This is a genomic window from Vibrio sp. 10N.261.55.C5 (assembly GCF_041470505.1).
Lineage (GTDB): Bacteria > Pseudomonadota > Gammaproteobacteria > Enterobacterales > Vibrionaceae > Vibrio > Vibrio crassostreae_C.
The window spans coordinates 1-17,663 of sequence record NZ_JBFRMS010000024.1; the positions used below are offsets into that span (position 1 = coordinate 1).

General features: G+C 45.2%; 19 protein-coding genes. 14 read left to right on the forward strand and 5 right to left on the reverse strand.

Annotated features, from left to right (window positions below):
- Positions 1-249: 249 nt before the first annotated feature.
- Positions 250-1,722 carry a group II intron reverse transcriptase/maturase gene (ltrA, locus tag AB4263_RS10495; protein WP_016800697.1) on the forward strand — a complete coding sequence of 491 codons (1,473 nt, stop codon included), beginning with the start codon at positions 250-252 and terminating at the stop codon, positions 1,720-1,722.
- A gap of 452 nt (positions 1,723-2,174) precedes the next feature.
- Entirely contained in the window at positions 2,175-3,065 is an 891-nt protein-coding gene (locus tag AB4263_RS10500) for a hypothetical protein (RefSeq protein WP_102333703.1), read from the forward strand.
- A gap of 115 nt (positions 3,066-3,180) precedes the next feature.
- Here the strand turns inward: AB4263_RS10500 and AB4263_RS10505 are convergent, their stop codons facing one another.
- On the reverse strand, positions 3,181-4,017 hold the full coding sequence (locus AB4263_RS10505; RefSeq protein WP_102333702.1) for an alpha/beta fold hydrolase: 837 nt from the start codon (positions 4,015-4,017) through the stop codon (positions 3,181-3,183).
- 68 nt (positions 4,018-4,085) lie between these two features.
- Between AB4263_RS10505 and AB4263_RS10510 the strand changes: the two genes are divergently transcribed.
- The gene (locus AB4263_RS10510; RefSeq protein WP_102333704.1) at positions 4,086-4,289 is read left to right on the forward strand and encodes a hypothetical protein; all 204 of its coding nucleotides are present in this window, start codon (positions 4,086-4,088) and stop codon (positions 4,287-4,289) included.
- A 252-nt stretch (positions 4,290-4,541) separates the two neighbouring features.
- Positions 4,542-5,669 (forward strand): GGDEF domain-containing protein, encoded by a 1,128-nt coding sequence (locus AB4263_RS10515; protein ID WP_157938698.1) that lies wholly within the window; start codon positions 4,542-4,544, stop codon positions 5,667-5,669.
- 312 nt (positions 5,670-5,981) lie between these two features.
- Here the strand turns inward: AB4263_RS10515 and AB4263_RS10520 are convergent, their stop codons facing one another.
- A complete protein-coding gene (locus AB4263_RS10520; protein ID WP_102333700.1) occupies positions 5,982-6,647 on the reverse strand; it encodes a hypothetical protein in 666 nt (221 codons plus the stop codon).
- Between the two features lie 529 nt (positions 6,648-7,176).
- On the reverse strand, positions 7,177-7,461 hold the full coding sequence (locus AB4263_RS10525; protein WP_102333698.1) for a hypothetical protein: 285 nt from the start codon (positions 7,459-7,461) through the stop codon (positions 7,177-7,179).
- A gap of 298 nt (positions 7,462-7,759) precedes the next feature.
- Here AB4263_RS10525 and AB4263_RS10530 point away from each other — a divergent pair, with 298 nt between their 5' ends.
- The 10 genes from AB4263_RS10530 to AB4263_RS10575 all read left to right on the forward strand — a co-directional run bounded on the left by AB4263_RS10530 (position 7,760) and on the right by AB4263_RS10575 (position 15,025).
- Positions 7,760-7,933: a hypothetical protein gene (locus AB4263_RS10530; RefSeq protein WP_164496852.1), complete on the forward strand. Its 174-nt coding sequence runs from the start codon at positions 7,760-7,762 to the stop codon at positions 7,931-7,933.
- Between the two features lie 82 nt (positions 7,934-8,015).
- Complete coding sequence (locus AB4263_RS10535; RefSeq protein ID WP_102333687.1) at positions 8,016-8,417, forward strand: hypothetical protein; 402 nt, start codon at positions 8,016-8,018, stop codon at positions 8,415-8,417.
- Between the two features lie 95 nt (positions 8,418-8,512).
- Positions 8,513-9,169 carry a hypothetical protein gene (locus AB4263_RS10540; protein WP_102333697.1) on the forward strand — a complete coding sequence of 219 codons (657 nt, stop codon included), beginning with the start codon at positions 8,513-8,515 and terminating at the stop codon, positions 9,167-9,169.
- Positions 9,170-9,173: 4 nt separating this feature from the next.
- On the forward strand, positions 9,174-9,692 hold the full coding sequence (radC, locus tag AB4263_RS10545; RefSeq protein WP_019820928.1) for a DNA repair protein RadC: 519 nt from the start codon (positions 9,174-9,176) through the stop codon (positions 9,690-9,692).
- A gap of 69 nt (positions 9,693-9,761) precedes the next feature.
- Positions 9,762-10,349 carry a DUF3275 family protein gene (locus tag AB4263_RS10550; RefSeq protein WP_136975172.1) on the forward strand — a complete coding sequence of 196 codons (588 nt, stop codon included), beginning with the start codon at positions 9,762-9,764 and terminating at the stop codon, positions 10,347-10,349.
- A complete protein-coding gene (locus AB4263_RS10555) occupies positions 10,349-11,434 on the forward strand; it encodes a DUF6094 domain-containing protein (RefSeq protein WP_154723990.1) in 1,086 nt (361 codons plus the stop codon). The genes AB4263_RS10550 and AB4263_RS10555 overlap by 1 nt, the downstream gene beginning before the upstream one ends.
- 66 nt (positions 11,435-11,500) lie before the next feature.
- Positions 11,501-12,076 (forward strand): hypothetical protein, encoded by a 576-nt coding sequence (locus tag AB4263_RS10560; protein ID WP_102300491.1) that lies wholly within the window; start codon positions 11,501-11,503, stop codon positions 12,074-12,076.
- Positions 12,073-14,346: a DEAD/DEAH box helicase family protein gene (locus tag AB4263_RS10565; RefSeq protein ID WP_102333864.1), complete on the forward strand. Its 2,274-nt coding sequence runs from the start codon at positions 12,073-12,075 to the stop codon at positions 14,344-14,346. Before AB4263_RS10560 ends, AB4263_RS10565 begins: the two co-directional genes overlap by 4 nt.
- A 78-nt stretch (positions 14,347-14,424) precedes the next feature.
- The gene (locus AB4263_RS10570; protein ID WP_235612610.1) at positions 14,425-14,775 is read left to right on the forward strand and encodes a hypothetical protein; all 351 of its coding nucleotides are present in this window, start codon (positions 14,425-14,427) and stop codon (positions 14,773-14,775) included.
- Between the two features lie 64 nt (positions 14,776-14,839).
- Complete coding sequence (locus AB4263_RS10575) at positions 14,840-15,025, forward strand: hypothetical protein (protein ID WP_102333862.1); 186 nt, start codon at positions 14,840-14,842, stop codon at positions 15,023-15,025.
- Positions 15,026-15,401: 376 nt separating this feature from the next.
- On the opposite strand, the gene AB4263_RS10580 is transcribed toward AB4263_RS10575, so the two are convergent.
- The gene (locus AB4263_RS10580) at positions 15,402-16,445 is read right to left on the reverse strand and encodes a ParB family protein (protein ID WP_102333861.1); all 1,044 of its coding nucleotides are present in this window, start codon (positions 16,443-16,445) and stop codon (positions 15,402-15,404) included.
- Positions 16,438-17,607, reverse strand: a complete 1,170-nt coding sequence (locus AB4263_RS10585) for a ParA family protein (RefSeq protein WP_102333860.1) — start codon at positions 17,605-17,607, stop codon at positions 16,438-16,440. The genes AB4263_RS10580 and AB4263_RS10585 overlap by 8 nt, the downstream gene beginning before the upstream one ends.
- Positions 17,608-17,663: the final 56 nt, after the last annotated feature.

Here is a 17,663-nt window from a genome sequence, read left to right on the forward strand (position 1 = left end):
CATCTATAGTGGGCATCTAACCTGATATTGTACGCAACATACGGAACAGGGTAAGCCTGTATATCTCCCTTTGGGAAAGTAGTCTGCGAAGATTGCCGATAGGTGTGCAGGTAAAGGAGGTTAGAAAAAGCAAATGTCGCTTTGTAATGAAGTGGATACAGGTTTACATCTGGCGCGAAAGCGAGCTGACTTCTAACTGGTCTCCCGTTGCAAGATGATTTGAAGAACTTTATTCAAGGGGAAACGCAAATGGTGACTTCATCAGAAGTTAGTGCCTCTCCTAATGGCACTCAGTGGCAATCCATCGATTGGAAAGCCGTCGAGTCGCACGTGTTAAAGCTTCAAATGCGCATTGCAAAAGCAACCCGAGAGGGAAAACACAGTAAAGCAAAAGCTTTGCAGTGGGTCTTAACGCACTCCAGAGCAGCTAAATTACTGGCTGTGAAGCGAGTGTCCCAAAATAAAGGCAGTAACACTCCTGGAATAGATGGTGTCATCTGGAATACGGATGCTCGTCGAATGACCGCTGTGAATCAATTGAATCGAAAAGGCTATCGAGCTAAACCTCTCAGACGCGTCTACATCCCGAAAAAGAATGGCAAACTCAGACCTCTAGGCATTCCATGTATGATAGATAGAGCGCAACAAGCGTTGTATCTGCTTGCTTTGGAGCCAATTTCGGAAACAGTAGCAGATCCAAATAGCTACGGTTTTCGCCCTAACCGCAGTACGGCAGATGCAATTCAACAATGCTTCAAATGCCTGTGTCTTAAGCGTTCAGGTCGTTGGGTTTTAGAGGGTGACATTAAGGCTTGCTTTGACATGATCGGGCATGAATGGCTACTTGAACATGTTCAAATAGACAAAAGGATGCTGAAGCAGTGGTTAGGCTCAGGCTATATCGATAAGGGCTTGTTCTACCGAACTTCGGAAGGAACTCCGCAAGGCGGAATTATCTCCCCAACGCTTATGTTACTGACACTTGCGGGTTTAGAAAGACTCGTAAAAGAAGTGGCTAAGAAATCGGGAGAACGAGTTAACTTTATAGGTTATGCGGATGATTTTGTGATAACGGGTTCATCAAAAGATGTTCTTGTTAACGAAGTCAAACCACGACTGATTGATTTTCTAAAAGAGAGAGGGTTGGCACTCTCTGAAGAGAAAACGCACCTTACTCATATAGATGATGGCTTTGATTTTCTGGGCTTTAACCTCAGGAAGTACAAAGGAAAACTGCTCATCAAACCGAGTAAAACTAACGTTCTCTCCTTCTTGGGAAACTTGCGCGAACTCATTAAGAAGCACGCAACAATGCCAGTCAATGATCTTATCAGACTATTGAACCCTAAACTGAAGGGTTGGGCGAATTATTATCGCCACTGCGTTGCAAAACGTACTTTCGGTTATCTCGGTCATCAAATCTTCTGGCTACTGTGGCGATGGGCGGTAAGACGCCATCCTACTAAATCAAAAGACTGGGTAAGGCGCAAATACTACATGAACAGAAGTGGTGGTTGGCAATTTCATGGTTGGCAGAAAATTGCGAATATGGACTGTCACTACAACTTGGCTCAAATAGCGAAAACGCCAATTAAAAGACATGTGAAGATCCGAAGTGCGGCTACACCGTTCGATCCTCAGCACCAAGATTACTTGGCAAAGAGGAAACCGAAAAAGGAAAGCCGTCACTCTTGGTTTGATCCTGCTTTGACTGCTATCTAGGTTGCTGGGTAACGTAATACGCCTTAGCGGAGGCTTGAGCCGTATGCAGTGAAAGTTGCACGTACGGTTCTTAGGAGGGTGGCACTCGGCAACGAGTGTCGCCTATCCGACAAAACCTTCATTGGCTGAATTTTACCCGTGGTACTTTTTAGTCCCCAAACGTCTTAGAAGGTATAGTATTGGCCATCAAATTAGCTGATGTGCAAAACATGCACATTGGTCATCAAGAAACTACCGAGGAACCCTTAGCAGTTGCAGGATTTGTAACAAATTCGCATCCGAATACAGCTCATGTAAAGCTACTATATTTATGCGAAGAAAGTGAATTTTTACATTGGAATGTAAGGCGCTCTGGGACAATATTCTCCCTCAACTCAGATATTTAAAGGCGAAATGGGCTAATATAGTCAGACTGTTGAGCGAAATATCTTTGAAAGCACCTTGAGGTAACCATGGAGCAACCCTTTAATGATTCTATAGTGCATTTAACTGAAAGCCAGCTCAAAATGTTGGATGTAAAACTTGCTTCTATTGATACTGACATGGCGATATCTTTGTCTCTTGTTCGTCGAGCGCAAGGCTTGTCTTTTGACGATTTAGAGAGAAGAGTGAGTGGCATTAAAGGCTCGACACTCAAACGATATATGCAGCAAAGCTATACCTCGATTCGCCCTCTTCATATGGTGGCTGCTATGTCTTGGGTAATGATGGTTCCTATGACCAGTTTTTATCTTGCGTTAAAAGTGAAAGAAAATTACCGTGGTATGGATAGCCACACTGTAAACGCGTTGTTTTGCATTGGGCGTTTACCAACAAAACAGTTTGATCTTTATATTGATATGATCACAGAGCTTATGACTTTGGAGGGCCTAAATGATTTTCAAGGGTTTCGTGAGGAGTTACTTTCAACAACCTCGTTACCTTCGTGTTATGAACAATTACTCCCGCCCGATGATTTAGACCTGAATGCCTTTGCTATTGATTACTATCGTTCATCGGCGATCACTGTAAAGCGTTTTCGACTAGAGCATAATATTCCTATCGATGTCATTTCCCGTGTTTTAGGGTTATCTGTATACCAATACAGAACTTTAGAGGATGTGAATAAAACACGAGACTTTTCCGTGTCTATTGGATTTAGAGTCAAGTTAGGCTTTCAGCTTAATTCCCATGTGAATTTTACAAGTGAAATGGTCCAATTCCCTCAGTTTCATCAATTACGTCAATTCCAACATGTCAGAGATGCGTTAACTACCAAAGCTTTGAGCCTTGTGGCCGATAAAAATAAAAAACACGCCGTAGATATACTGATAAGTCTATCAAAGATATACATTAATAATTAGACATACCTACAGGGAGTGAAAATAATCAACCCAAAAAGCGCATTGTCTTGGGTTGATTGCACCTAACTAACAAGCAACAATATGAGGGTAGTTACTTATTTATGATGTTAGCTACTTAGTTAATCGTTGCAAGTTGTTTGTGCAGAGTCAGTTGTGCTTCTACTTGGGCGAGCATCGCACGCGCCACAGTATCTGGATATTGTAAATGAACAAGGTGGTCAGCATTATTAATTATGACTAAATGACCGTTAGGAAGTTGTTGCGCAAACTTTGTAGCTGTTTCTTTAGTTACATAAGGGTCATATTCACCAACACAAATAGTGCAGGGCGCTGTGATTTTATCCACATTGCTTGGAGTGTGTACTAAAAGTCGAACGGAGTTCTCGAAAAACACGTCAATGCGCTCTTGAGGCATGGCTTTAATGCTTCGTACTGTCGCTCTTATGATCGCTTTATTTTTCGGTATGCTGTCATTGTTAACTGTGAGCGATTCAGTAAAAGAATTCGCGAAACAAGTTGGGCTACTCATGGCAGCTGCAATCATTTTCTTTGTCGCTAAACGACCAGAAGAGGGGATCCCTGGTACACCGCCACAAATAGACATAGATCGAACATGTGGCCAGATATCGCAAAGCTCAACAGCAACAGCTGTCGCATAAGAAAAGCCGATGATATGAGCTGAACTCACTCGTAAATAACGAAGAAACTCTCGTAACATTGTAGCTTGGTCTTTAATGCTAATCGTCGATTCAAGGTTTTCGGTGTGTCCAGTGCCCGGTATTTCAATGGTGATACAGTTCATTTTATTGGCAAAGTGCGTGGAAAACGAATTTACACTTTCAATATCTTGCAATGCCCCGAGTAAAAACACTATGTACTGTTCAGAGTTATCACAGTGCTGGAAACGATAACGGTAATGATTATTATTTAAAAAAGTTTTGATGATTTCCATTTACTTTATCCTCTTTGTTTATATGGAGGCTTATAAATGATGGATAAAAAGTGAAATGGCTAGGGAAAATGAAAAACAAAATTTTAGAACAGCATTTAGCAGAGGCTGAGCAGCCAATGAAAAACTTTATGGCTGACTTGCTCGAAATATTAGGAAGGAAGGCATGTAGTGCACAAGATCCAGAGTTAGTCTTGCGCTACTTTGGTGCTGTACTGTCTATTCGTTTGGTGTCATTTGAGGGTGATAAAATGAACGAAAATACGGAAGAATAAGCCTGCTTGTTGCTCAGTCTATTGAATGGTTTGATGTTCAAACAAAAATATAACCTCTCTGCTGGGTTTTATTTAAAACGAAGATGACATGATTTATCACACACCATTTCATTTGCTTTCTTCAATGCGTGCTTTGCGCTTTCAGCCCACAAGAGTTCGGGGTTCATACAGGTTGATTTTCCCTTTTCCAAGCAACTTCCTTTAATAATGCAAATCTGTTTACAGAATTCTGCTCCAATAGCGGTGATCAGGATGACAATCAATACTCATAATTTTGTCGCAGATAAACTTGTCGATATTGTTGAAGATAAACATAAACGAATGCAGTTAATGGTGAACTCTTTCACTATTTTTGAGTTGTTCTTCCTTACCTCCCTATTTTTAAACAGTATCCCTTCTGGTGATGACCGACTGCTCAGCACCATCCTAGGCTTATTTTCCTGTTCTACTGCGGTCAATGTTTTTGTTATGAACAGAAATCAAGAAGCTGGTCGTATCGGGTTAACCATTATTAATTACTCTTTAGCCCTGATGCTTTTGTATTCAGGTGGATACGAATCTAATGGTTTCTTATGGAGCTATTTATTAGCCGCAGTCGGTATTTTTATTAACTCCTTTCGAATAGGCCTAATTTTAAATACCGTGTTTCTTATGGTCACTTCCGCCATATTGTTTATGGGGTTTGAGTATGGATTTAGCAGAGTAGAGTACAGTGAAATACTTTCATTTAGAGTGACCCTGACTCTGTTCGCATTGAGTGGTATGTGCCATATTCTTATTTTCTTCCAAGGTCGAGCTGATCATCAAATCCTGACCATGCATGAAAGTGACATCGCATCCTTAGCGTATTTAGATTCGTTAACGATGCTTTCTAACCGTATTACATTTCGTTCGGTTCTTCTTTATCATGCGACTCAAGAGGGGCAAGCAGAAAAAACGGCGCTCATCTATATTGATTTAGATAACTTTAAGTCCATCAATGATATCTACGGGCATGATGTTGGCGATGTAGTCTTAGCTGAATATGCGAAAACCCTCGCTCATATTGTAAAGCATGAATTGGGGGAGACCTCTGTTGGGGAGTATGACGTAGGGCGTTTAGGCGGAGACGAATTTGCTATTTTTGTTAGGGATGCGTCTGATGAATCAAAGGTCCGCCGTCTTGCCGAGCAGGTTCTTGCGATTACTGGTCATAACACGCTTCCAATTCTGCAAGATAAAAAACATGAGCTAAGTAGTAGTATTGGGGTCGCTTATGTGACTACACAACATCAAGACTTGATCGGATCATTGTCAATAGCAGACAAAGGCATGTATGAAGCGAAGAAGGCCGGGAAAGATAAAATCCGCTATGTAAACTTAAACCAGCAAACGGACTGAACAGCCACTTATGGCGATGCCGATACTGCAGTCTTTGCTGCTCGTAGTGGTGGTGATTGCGAGTCCGATTGTCTTAACGGTCAGTAACGATGGCATTTTGTTTTTAGGTTGTAAACGCATCGCCAGTGACATAGCGCGCCTTAAAAACTCGAACCAACCATGAACATCGAAATGAAACGCATTGAAGTATCAGACAGTTTCACAGGCACGACAAGGAAAATGGCGAGTTACGGATGAATATCGAGGAGTTTGCCATTGAAGCAATAAACTAAGCGTTATCATCTTTTATTGTTTGTTCTAGGGGTCTATTAATTATTTACTAAACGCCCCTTCTAAGCTCCAACCTTCAGCATACAATATATGCTTGTCTTTAATTTTGTCAGGCGTTGTATGCCTATCGATTAGAACTTCACTTGCTCTAACTTTTTGTATTGATGTCGATGGGGTTGTACCGAGCCCTACGACTGGTAAGTCTCTCCTTGAATTAAGCACATCTTCGATATCTGGTTTTTTGGTCATTAAAGGTTCTAGATGTGATTTTTTGCGTTTTTTCGGAAGTAAACTTTGCTTAGCTTTCTTACGTTTTAGTTCTTTTTTTCGAGCTACGTTGGCTAGATATCTTTTATGTGCTTTATCAAAATCTATTGAATTCAGTATATTAATTAAACAGCCTTTGAGGTGTGTAATATCATTTGTTGAATGGATAACGATGATTAGCTGGTCGAAGGCATGTTTTTCTTTTTTGTTCAATCTCAACTGGCCATTTAGACCTAGATGTTTAATTAGCGAAAGCTTATTTTTAAACGCATTAAAATTAACAATCGTCTCAACTTTTTGAATTGCGTGTGATCTATTCACTATTTTAGCTACAGTGGGGATACTTCTGGTTTTATGAGTTTTAGAAATGTGCTTAAGCATGTTTTTTTGCTTCACTAATGCTTGGCAATGTTTACATTTCACCATTTTATTTTGACTCAAAGTTTTCTCCATAGAACTAATTGATAAATTCAATAAGTTAAAGTTAGGCTTAAATTATACTAATACCCTACTATAAGGAGTTTCATACCCCTTGATTTCCATAGCTGTTATTTACGCACCTTTAAACACAAAACCATCAATTTGTTGTTTTGGCAAGCACAACAAGCTATTAAGCGAGGTTCATTTGAGTTATAACACTGAATACATAGAAAAAGTATTAAGGTCCGTTATGAAGGGCACTCTAAAACGGATATTGTTAGCTCTCTTCCAACAGCAATCTCAGACTAATTCTAGTCAGACTCATCCCATAGCTGAGAGGCCCAATGATTTACCCAGCAATGATGCAGCTAAAGTAACGATCTACGAACGGAAGCGGTGTTTTAACACACAAAGTTATTGGCAGGGTAATGATGTCGCGTCACCAGAGTTTATTACGCTTAGTTCGATTGGGATTGTTAGAGAGTTGTGACCCCACCAACACAAAATGTAATTTTGTGTTCAGCTCTTAATGTACTTCACTCTTGATGGGTTACTCAATCAAGCGTGCGTCATAATTACAACACTCAACAATTACTCTATCTAACCGTCTAGGTTCAAGAAAGTTAATTAATTCATCATTTAGCTCGCAGATTCGGCACTGTTCACCACAAAATGATTCCTGAGAAATAAAGTGTTCATTAACTAACTGTATCACTACCGCTTCAGCTAAATCATAAACCCTTTTATCTTGCTCTGAAGATACACCTAAAAGACTATTAAGAGTCTTAACAATATCAAGTTCTAATGCATCCATAAAACGATCATCAATTCCCACGTTATATTCCTACTTAGAAAAGTCGTGCAAACTTTTACAATACCACCACCTCCTTCACCAACACAAAGTGGTTGACACGCTTTCTGCCCTCTTTTAACCTAAATACTTCAAACGTTGAATACTGACGCACAGTATTAAGCACACGGGTTTAACCGCCCTTAAATGGCTCTCTGAAACGTGTCGCGGCTTCTTTTTAAAGAAGTGAAAGCATACTGATAATCTATCAGCTACCCCTCACCACCCATAGGAAACCTTTCCTTTGGGCAAGTGTTTCCTTGTTTTATAACAGGAGAAACACATGGACTACACAACCCTACTCGATAACTTCGTTTTTTGGGGCATCTTTCTATCGGTCTTTTGGCTGGTTTGGAAAAGTCATGCACCCATGACGTTTTTTGCTGCGCATTGGACACTGCTTCAACGCAACGCTGCGCCGATCCTTCGCATGAAGTTCACACGCCAAAGACGTTAACACTCAAGCTATCTTGCCGAATCAACTCACCTTTTTAGGAGCTTTCTCCTAAAGGGGTCGCTCCTTTTTATTAGGAGCGATTATGAGTCAAACTACCCCACCGCTATTTGGTCACTATGTACTTAATGACGCCCTCGATCCTTCGGGCTTTATTGATATCACATCCACGGCCAAGGACGCGGGCTTTTACTTCCCGTACACAGGCATCAGTCAACAAGCGTACTTTCAAGCGGTTGATGTGCCGGACGTTATCATTGAGTGCAGCAAAGAGAAGCTTACCCTTCAATTGCTGAAACTGGCGCGGCGAGCCGCCCGTAAAGTACCGGCTCAATCGCAGGTGCCCTTTACGGTGTGCCAACCACCCAGTCTCGATAACCTGTACGTAAACCGCTCACTCGACTTAATTGCGAGCATTGAGCGAGACCGACACGATCAACCTATGCTCATCATCACGACCAAAGAGGACGAGGTGCACGACGCATAATCATTGACCGTCAATACGGTGGTGCTCTGCACCACCTTTACCCATGAGGGGGCTTCCCTTCATGGGTGCTCCTTTTTTTATTAGGAGCACACCCTATGTCTTATTCAATCTGTTATGCCCTGCAAGCGTGGCACTACCCCATCACCGCATTGATGAGTGACGCGAAAGCGTGGTTTGAGCAGCAAGGCCTTAACGTCACTGACGCTTTTCATTCCGATGTGAAAAAACACTTAGGATTGACACTGCCTCGCACTGACACGTTTGTTTTTACCGGAGAGTTTGGTGAGAGCAACTTGTTTGATGATGACGGCAAGCGCGTACGAGACGAATGGTCCTGCCATGGTTTTCTGACGGCGTCTGATGCCGTGCGTTACCTTGGTATTCGTTGGTCAGAAGACGTCGAGTCTGGCAGTCTAAAACCCAATGGACGCTGGAGTACGGCCGAGAGTTGGATAAAACGCATTAAGCAGCAATTGAAACAGGCCGAGCCTTTATCACGTTGCCCACGCCGATGCGAAAAGTCCTTTTACTCAATGCCGCCACTCGATGCACTGTCAGAGTCACAGACGCGGTTGATGCAAACGCTTACGCGTATGTCGGTTGAGCCGATAACCGGGCTATATGGGGATGAACAAGCGTTTCGCTTAGTGTGTCACCCAAAAAGCGCCTTCGAGTGGTGGCTGTTTTGTCAAGCCGTTCATCACTTGCCAGAGCACCCGGCGGCGCTCCCGATGACCAGTATGGATTGGTGATGATATGCGATACCAATCCTCCTATGGCCAAGGAAAATTGCAAGAGCTGCAAGATGCCCCTGGCGAATACTACCAACTCACCGAGCCGGTGAGTCCCGATGAACTGCTGGATATGGCAAAAGCCATCGCCATCGACCGTTTATCACGCGGGGCCACCTTAGACAGCCCAGAGCAAACGAAACGCACCCTCAGTGGTTTACTGCAGGGGATGGATAGAGAAGTCTTTGGCGTGCTCTTTCTTAATACCCAACACCAGTTGATTGAGTTTGAGATCTTGTTTTATGGCACCGTTAACTCGGCCAGTGTCTATCCCAGAGAGGTCGTGAAACGCGCCCTACTTTGGAATGCCACCTCGGTCATTTTATGTCATAACCACCCTAGCCTATGCAGCGAGCCCAGTCAGGCGGACCGGCGTATCACACGGCAATTGTCGGATGCTCTGGCACTGATTGACGTGCGCATCCTCGACCACTTTGTGGTCGGTGAAACCGTCACCTCGTTTGCTGAGCGCGGCTGGCTTTAACTTTTACAATTCCCCAACCGGAGAGGTCTTCCGGTGGGAGGCCTTTTGCTTTTAATTCAGGAGGCCAACATGGTCCAAGTACCCGGCACACTCACCATCAAAACCGTTAGCGGGCGTTATGGCGACTTTAACGTCGCTATGCTCGATACCGACATTGGTCAATTCTCCGTTCGAGACGCGGTCTTAGATGAATACAGCGAAGGCACCTATCAAGGCACCTTTGGATTACAACGTATTTATCCGGGCAGCTATCAAACCAGCAACCGATTTGTGATTGAAACGCGCGCCGAGCTTAACGGCATTTGGCTCAGTGATTACAAAGAAGAAGCGCTGCCACGAGACGAGCCAATGGAAGAAGATCCGTTAGCCAAAGAGCGCAAGGCGCAACAGCAACTGACCGAGCAGCGAGACGTGGCCAGTCAGGCGTTGGCGTCGCCTCACGAAAGTCAAGAGGACTTAGTCAGCTTGTTTGGGCCACTGTGGCCATTACCAAGTAACATTGGTGACATCGTCAAGCTCACCCCAGAAGTGGGGCGAGAAGTGATGGGCAAACAACTGGCTTACCTCAAGCGTCGCATCAATGATGAGCGCGTGTGGAAGTTTGAGCCCAAAGCGCAGCATTGGATGCGCCTTCGCTTTGATGAGGAGGCAAGCTAATGGCCGTGATGCACCCGCGCGTGGCGCACAACTACCTTAAAGACGGGTATTACCCGACCGATGAGGCGACCTTAGCAGAGATAGCCAAGCGACTGCGGTTCAAAGCCGGCACTCAACGCTTGCTCGACCCGTGTTGCGGGGAAGGCAAGGCGCTGGCTCAGTTGGCGAGTCACATCGACCACCATGAGCAGAGCGCGCTTCACACCTATGGCGTGGAGCTGGATGAGGCGCGGGCCGTCACGGCCAGTCAATGCCTCGATTCGGTGCTGCGCAGCAATGCGTTTGACACACAAATCGGCTCAGGCAGTCAGACGTTGCTGTTTTTAAACCCGCCGTATGGCGCGGTGGTCACCGACCAGGTGGACAAACAACATCGTGACATGGCCAGACTGGAAGTGCAGTTCACTCAACGCCTGCTCCCCACGCTAAAGCGTGACGGCATATTGGCGTTGGTGGTGCCCTATCCCTCTCTCTCACCTGCGTTTAGCCGTTATCTTGCGATGCGGCTACGACAGGTCGAAGTGTTCGCTGCCTCAACCGACCGCTTTAAACAAGTGGTCATCTTAGGGCGCAAAGCGGACATGAGAGGGCCTGAGCATCAAGCGGAGCGCACACAAACGGCGACCCAATTGATAAACGCTGGCGAAGGTAAGGTGATATTGCCTTACCCCACTCGACCGTTTGAGATACCCCCAGTCAATGACGCACCATTTCGTTTTGAAATGATACGGCCAGATACGGGGCAACTTGAACAAGCGTTTGGGGCGCATGGGGGGCTTTGGCCGACCTTTGACACCCAATTTAACCTCGCGAGGCACCACCAAGTCCCTCGGCCGTTAAGAAAACTGTCACCTTGGCATTTGTCGTTGTCGCTCGCGGCGGGACAGATTGCCGGCCAGGTGCACAGCAACGATGGCTCTCAGACACTGCTGGTCAAAGGTGGCACTCAAAAAGTGCAGCGCACCGTGACGACGGTTGATGAGAGCCAAACCATCACCACCGTGATAGACCAATTTCAACCGCTCATTCGAGCGATTGACCTCACCCCGGGTGAGCGCTTTGGCCGCATCGTGGTCATACAATAACTTCACTGCCCGTCAGGCGCTTTTCCTGACGGGAAGGCGCCTTATTTTTTAATAAGGAACCTAACCATGAAGACTCCATTGATTTCGCTCGATAACGGGCTTTATCTCGATGCGGTGGTCACCACCGCTGATAACCAGGTGCAATTTCTCTCCGTATGGGGACGCGATGGCGCCATGCAACACTTTTTCGCCGCGCTCACGCTACCGATGAGCGAGGGCGGAATACGCGTCATGACCGTCAAACTACCGGAAGGCAATCTGGTGCTCGACTTTGCTCAGGCGAAGTCACTCACCAAACGTACCACACGGTTACCCAAACACACGCCCGTGGGCGAATGGGTGCACACCTGGCTTATTCACCCGTCGTTACTGAAACCTAGCGGTCAAAGTATGACGGTGATGAGTCAAACCCCACTGTCTCACGCCACGTTGTGGCCAACGCTCAAGCAGCTGTGTCATTTGCCGCTGTTAGAGCATTGGCAACCGGCCCTGCAACCAAGACTGCAATCCATGATTCACGAGCTGCCCTCCTATGGGGTATTTGCGTATCATTTGGACTTGCAGATTGACGTGATGGAGCCCTTAGTCAGTGAAGCGCTGCAGCAAGGCGTATTAACCGTACTGCAAGGAGCGATGGGATGAGCGACTCGACAGAAACCACTCAACAAAACGAGCAAGACAACGTGTTGTCTCTGCATGACTTCATCGACCAATTCGGTGACGGCCTATTGGACAACATTGAAGCGGCGCACCCGGCGCGTTATCAATCGGCGTGTGAAAAGCGCGCGGCGGTGATGCAATCGCTCAAGCGGGTGCCGTTTGAGGCGCAAGCCGAAGCGATTCAGGCCATCAGTACCCTACTGCTCGATGAGCGTGCCCCTGCGGGCATACTCAACGGCGAAATGGGCACGGGTAAAACCATCATGGGTATCGCCACCACGGCGGTGGCTTTCCATGAAGGCAAGGCCAAACGCTTTTTGCTGTTAGCCCCGCCGCACCTGGTGTACAAATGGCGCCGAGAAATTCTCGACACCGTTCACAACGCCAAGGTGTGGGTACTCAATGGCCCTGATACGTTGCGCTCTTTGCTCAAGCTGAGACAAGCGGCGCCTCATGATGGGCCTGAGTACATGATACTGGGCCGGGTTCGGATGCGCATGGGGTACCACTGGGAGAGCGCTTATCAAACTAAGACGCTCAAACGCACGTTAGGCCATGACGGTCTGCAGGCGCAAACCGCCCAACTGGACTTTGTTCGTTGCTCGGATTGCGGCGCATTAGCCAGAGATGAAGAGGGCGAGCTTATCGCACCGACGCATTTTTCGGTGGAAGTGCAACAGAGCTGCAAAGCGTGCCATGCACCGCTGTGGACACTTAAACGTCAACGCCAGAACGACAACCTGAGCAAGACGATTTCACGCGCCCTGCAGACCTTACCGACCATCGGTAAAGTCACCGCCGGGAAGCTGCTCGATGGCGTGGGTGAGCGCGTGCTGGCGAAAGCGCTGACGGACAACATTTACGAGCTGGTTAACTTGCTTGATGAAGACGGGGAGTTTGTGTTTAACGACCGACAATCTGAACGCATTGAGCGCAAGTTGGCCAAAACGCAATTTGCGTTTGGTCAAGGCGACTACCAGGCGAGTGAGTTCATCAAACGTTACTTCCCGAAGGGGTTCTTTGACTGGCTCATCATCGATGAGGCGCACGAATATAAGAACGCAGGGGCGGCCCAAGGCCAAGCCATGCAGGTACTCGCAGGCTGTGTGAAACAGTGCTTACTGCTGACGGGGACGCTGATGGGCGGCTACGCGGAAGACCTTTTTTATCTGCTGTGGCGCACCATGCCATCGGTGATGATGGAAGAGGGCTATCGTTACCACCGAGGAAAACTCGGCAGCGCCGCCCTCTCGTTCTCGCAAGAGCACGGCATCATCAAGGAAATCATGAAAGTGACCCACGATGTGAACCACAAAACCGCGAAAGGCAAGAACGTCAAAGTGAGTCAAACCCGCGCGCCCGGTTTTGGGCCGATGGGAGTGGCCAAATTCGTCTTACCTTACACGGTGTTCGTCAAACTGGCTGACATGGGTGACGGCATTTTGCCAGACTACCAAGAGCACTTTATTGAAGTGGCTATGGAGGATGAGATGCAGATGCATTACGCCGACATGGAACAACGCTTAACCGCGAGGCTTCGTCAAGCGTTGGCCGCTGGAGACCAAACCTTATTAGGCGTGGTCATGAGTGCGCTGCTGGCGTGGCCAGATTGCGCGTTTCGAGAAGAGAGGGTAACTCACCCTCGTACTCAAGAAACCCTGGCTTATATTCCGGCTTTGTTTGATGAGCAGACGCCCACGCCCAAAGAGCAACAGCTCATTGAGATGGTCAATGCGAACAAACTTAAAGGCCGACGGACCTTGGTGTACACCGTTTACACCGGCAAGCGCGACACCGCATCGAGGCTCAAATCACTGCTAAGTGACCAAGGCTTAAAATGCGCCGTGCTGCGTTCAAGCGTAAAAACCGAAGACCGAGAAGATTGGATACTGGAGCAGGTGGACAGAGGCATTGATGTGCTCATCACCAATCCAGAGCTGGTCAAGACCGGACTGGACTTGTTGGAGTTCCCTTCGATTGTGTTTACCAACACCGGCTATAACGTCTACACGCTGATGCAAGCGGCCAGACGCAGCTGGCGTATTGGTCAACGAGAGGATGTGGACGTGAGCTTTTTAGGCTACCAAGACAGCGCGCAAATGGCGTGCCTTGAATTGATGGCCAAGAAGATAGCGGTCACCCAATCGACCTCTGGCGACATGCCGGATAATGGATTGGATGTACTCAATAGTGATGGCGACAGTGTGGAGGTGGCGTTAGCCAAATCCTTACTCAAGCAAACAACGCGTTAAGACGTTAACGTCTTAACTTCCCCCAATGGGCATCTGATGCCCGTTGGGCTTGGGTGCCCATCGACTTTTAAGGACACAATGATGACGCAACTCATATCAACCGACCATGCCTTAGCCTTTGCGTATTTCAAAGAAGGCTTTCCGTATGGCGACGACAACCACTTATTGTTTGAGCAGGTCTCAAACGGTGGGGATTTGGAATTTTTCACTCTCGTACTGGAAACAGTCATTCCTGTAGTCGAGCACTATCTGGCGCAATTTGAGATAGACGCGCCCGATAAGTTGTACCTCTTCTACGGGGAGGCGTTTCCTTGCCAACTGAAACGGTTACTTGAGCGTGAGCCCAATCCTACCCGACAAGCGTTGGAGCAATGCGCTGACAAGGTCTTGCAACACATCGCCCAGGCGATGCGTGAGATCCGACAATAATTCAACCCAAACCGGGAGCTTGCCTCCCGGTACGCTCCCTTTTTATCTTAATTGGAGCAAACAAATGAACTATTGCATCAACTGTGGAGAGCAGGGCGCATTACAACCTCTCGATGTTCCAGCCAACGAAGAGCCACCGTTCTTAGAGCGTGGTGAGTTTGGAGCAGATAACCGCTATAGCCAAGAGCAGCCTGTCACGATATTACAATGTCAGCACTGCCAACATGAGATGATTGACCTATCATCGTAAACAAGAAAGGGAGAGCATCATTACTCTCCCTTCTTTTTTTACTCTATCTCACCAAGCAAACGTCTGAAGCAACCTAACTACGGTTACCTATTTCCAATAAGACTCAAATCATTGTTCCCCGATAGACATTGAAGCAATCCCCCTAATGTCCTGCGCTCAGCGCTGTGGTTCAAAAGGCTAGTGTTTTGTTTCAAAGGGTAGGCTGCGCCAAAGGGGAAAGGGGTCAAGGGAAGGGTTTTCCCAAGGGAAAAGCCCTATCCGGAAAGGGTAAAAAGGGAAGTTCGGTTATCTAACTTGTCTAATTTTAAAAATATTCCTGTGGAATAACCCATGATATGTGGGAGATATTCCTGTGGAATAACCCGGGTATTTAAAGTTAATTACCTTCCATTTTATTGAAAACATCTATGATTGCTTCATCGATCATGGCCTGCTCACTACTACTTAATCTTTGGAACTCATAAGTGGTTTTTCTGGTGGATTTGTTGACACTTTTCTTAGCAAATTTTTTTTTATCTTCATATTCTGCCATATAAGAAACAATAGCCTTCTTTGGAATAGGCTTGTGATCTTTCAGGAGCTTTCTAAGCTGGGGCATTACAGTGTCGACATTTCCTTTTTTAATCTCTTTTAATAAAGAGCTTTTATCATTCTCCGACAAAACATTAACATCTACCTTGGATAATTCAGCATAGTCTGAACCAGACAGCTCGTTGATATCATCAAATAATTCGTAAAGCTCTTTACTAGTCATTGCTGCCTTCATAGCTTTAGACACTCTTGATTGAGAGATAGAAAAAGCATCGGCAATATCTTGTTGGGTTAGACCTACATTATCTCTCATCGACAAACAGCGCTTTCCCAATTCATAAAGGTTATGTTCTTTCGCCGTTTGAATCGACTTAGCTAATGCTTGAGCATCCACTAGAGAAATATCATTATCACTAATTAAAACCGAAAAAAACGGGATCTTTCCTTCTTGAGACAAGAAGTAGGCACGACGCCTAGAGCCATCTAGAAAACTTATTTTCCCTTTTTTACGATTAGCAATCGCTGGATAAAACTGTTGGAAGTCCATTGTAGATAGGTCTTCTAAGTTCACTTTATTTAGGTACTCTTGATCGCGACCATTTATACTAAAATCAACATAAGTACTATCTTTAACTTGTTCGTAAGTAAGACTAATTTCCAAAAATTTAGCTGTAGCTCCAGAGCTTAACTTCCAAAGAACTTCTTTTTTTTCAGGTGTGAATCCAAACGTATCATGTAGATATGAACGCAAATCCCCACCTGTAGATTCCAAGTCACGTTTAAGCTTCTCTGGTAACGAGTCTAAATTGTTTTTAGCTAGAGCTGACTTAGCAACATCAGCTCCCGGCTGATTATCAGTCATACCTAAAACTTGCTTCTTCCTAGCCATTATTGATACTCCATACATTGTCTACATCACGATAAATCTGACTAGCCACCTCAAAAGCATTCGTTCTAGCATCGTTCAAGGTTTTTTTTGCTTTTGGGTATTCACTTGCGGTTAGATCGAATACTGTATTCATCATAGAAGTACACAATTGCACTGCTTCAGAATGCTTGAACTGAGTAGGGTAAAGCCACTCCCCAAAGGAACGATTTAGTTGATTCATCAACGAAGTATTTGATACTGTTTGTCGATAATTAGTTACTAGCATACGCATAAAGTCATATCCCTTATGCTCATAGTTTTCTAATAGAGCCCAGACTTCAGGTAAGTTAGCAAAGTAGTTGCATGTTGCATCAATATCATTTTCATTCGCAGCTAATGGGAACACAATACTTGTAGCTGCAAAGTATCCGTTATAAGTCATGAAGCTTAATGACGGAGGACTGTCCAATATAATGATGTCAAATTCATCTTTAACAGCGTCAACAATCTTTTTAACTTGCCCATATGGGTTGTCTAAATCCTTATGGACTCGGTGAAACCAACCTTCGAGAGATCGATCTGACTGTAAAGCTGGTAAAATTCTGAGGTTTGGAATTGTTGTAGGTAAAAATGCGTCACTTACCAATTTTTCAAATGTTTCGCCATCTTCAAAACTATAGTTTCCCCTAACAATATCCCCAACGCTAAACTCACTATCACGTTGAGCATTAGAAGCGTAGTACATACTAAGAGTAGATTGGCCATCTAAATCAACTAATCCAATGCGTAGTTTTTCAGGAAACTCAGCACTTAAGCATGCCGCTACAGTAGCTGCACATACTGTCTTACCTACACCTCCTTTTTGATTCTGCATCATTATTACTTGGCATTTTTGATTGGCTTTACGATGAAAGTGCTCATTTTTTTGTAGATTCTTGGGAAGAAGACTCTCAAAATCGTAAAGTTCAGATATACTCATCGACCACTGCATGCCTTCTCTAGCCTTTACGTTAAAACCTAAGTTCTTAACATGATTATCTAAAGTAACTTTATTAATGGATAAGTAATCTGAAACTTCTTGCCTCGTGTATAATCGTTCTTCTTTTGGATAGAAGTCGTTACGTTTTTGAATATAGGCGTCAGCTCTTTCTTTGAGTCTTTCAATTTCTAACTTAGTACTCATAACTTCCTTTACCAAACCAATCAAATTAAACACAACCTTATCTTATATCAAAAATC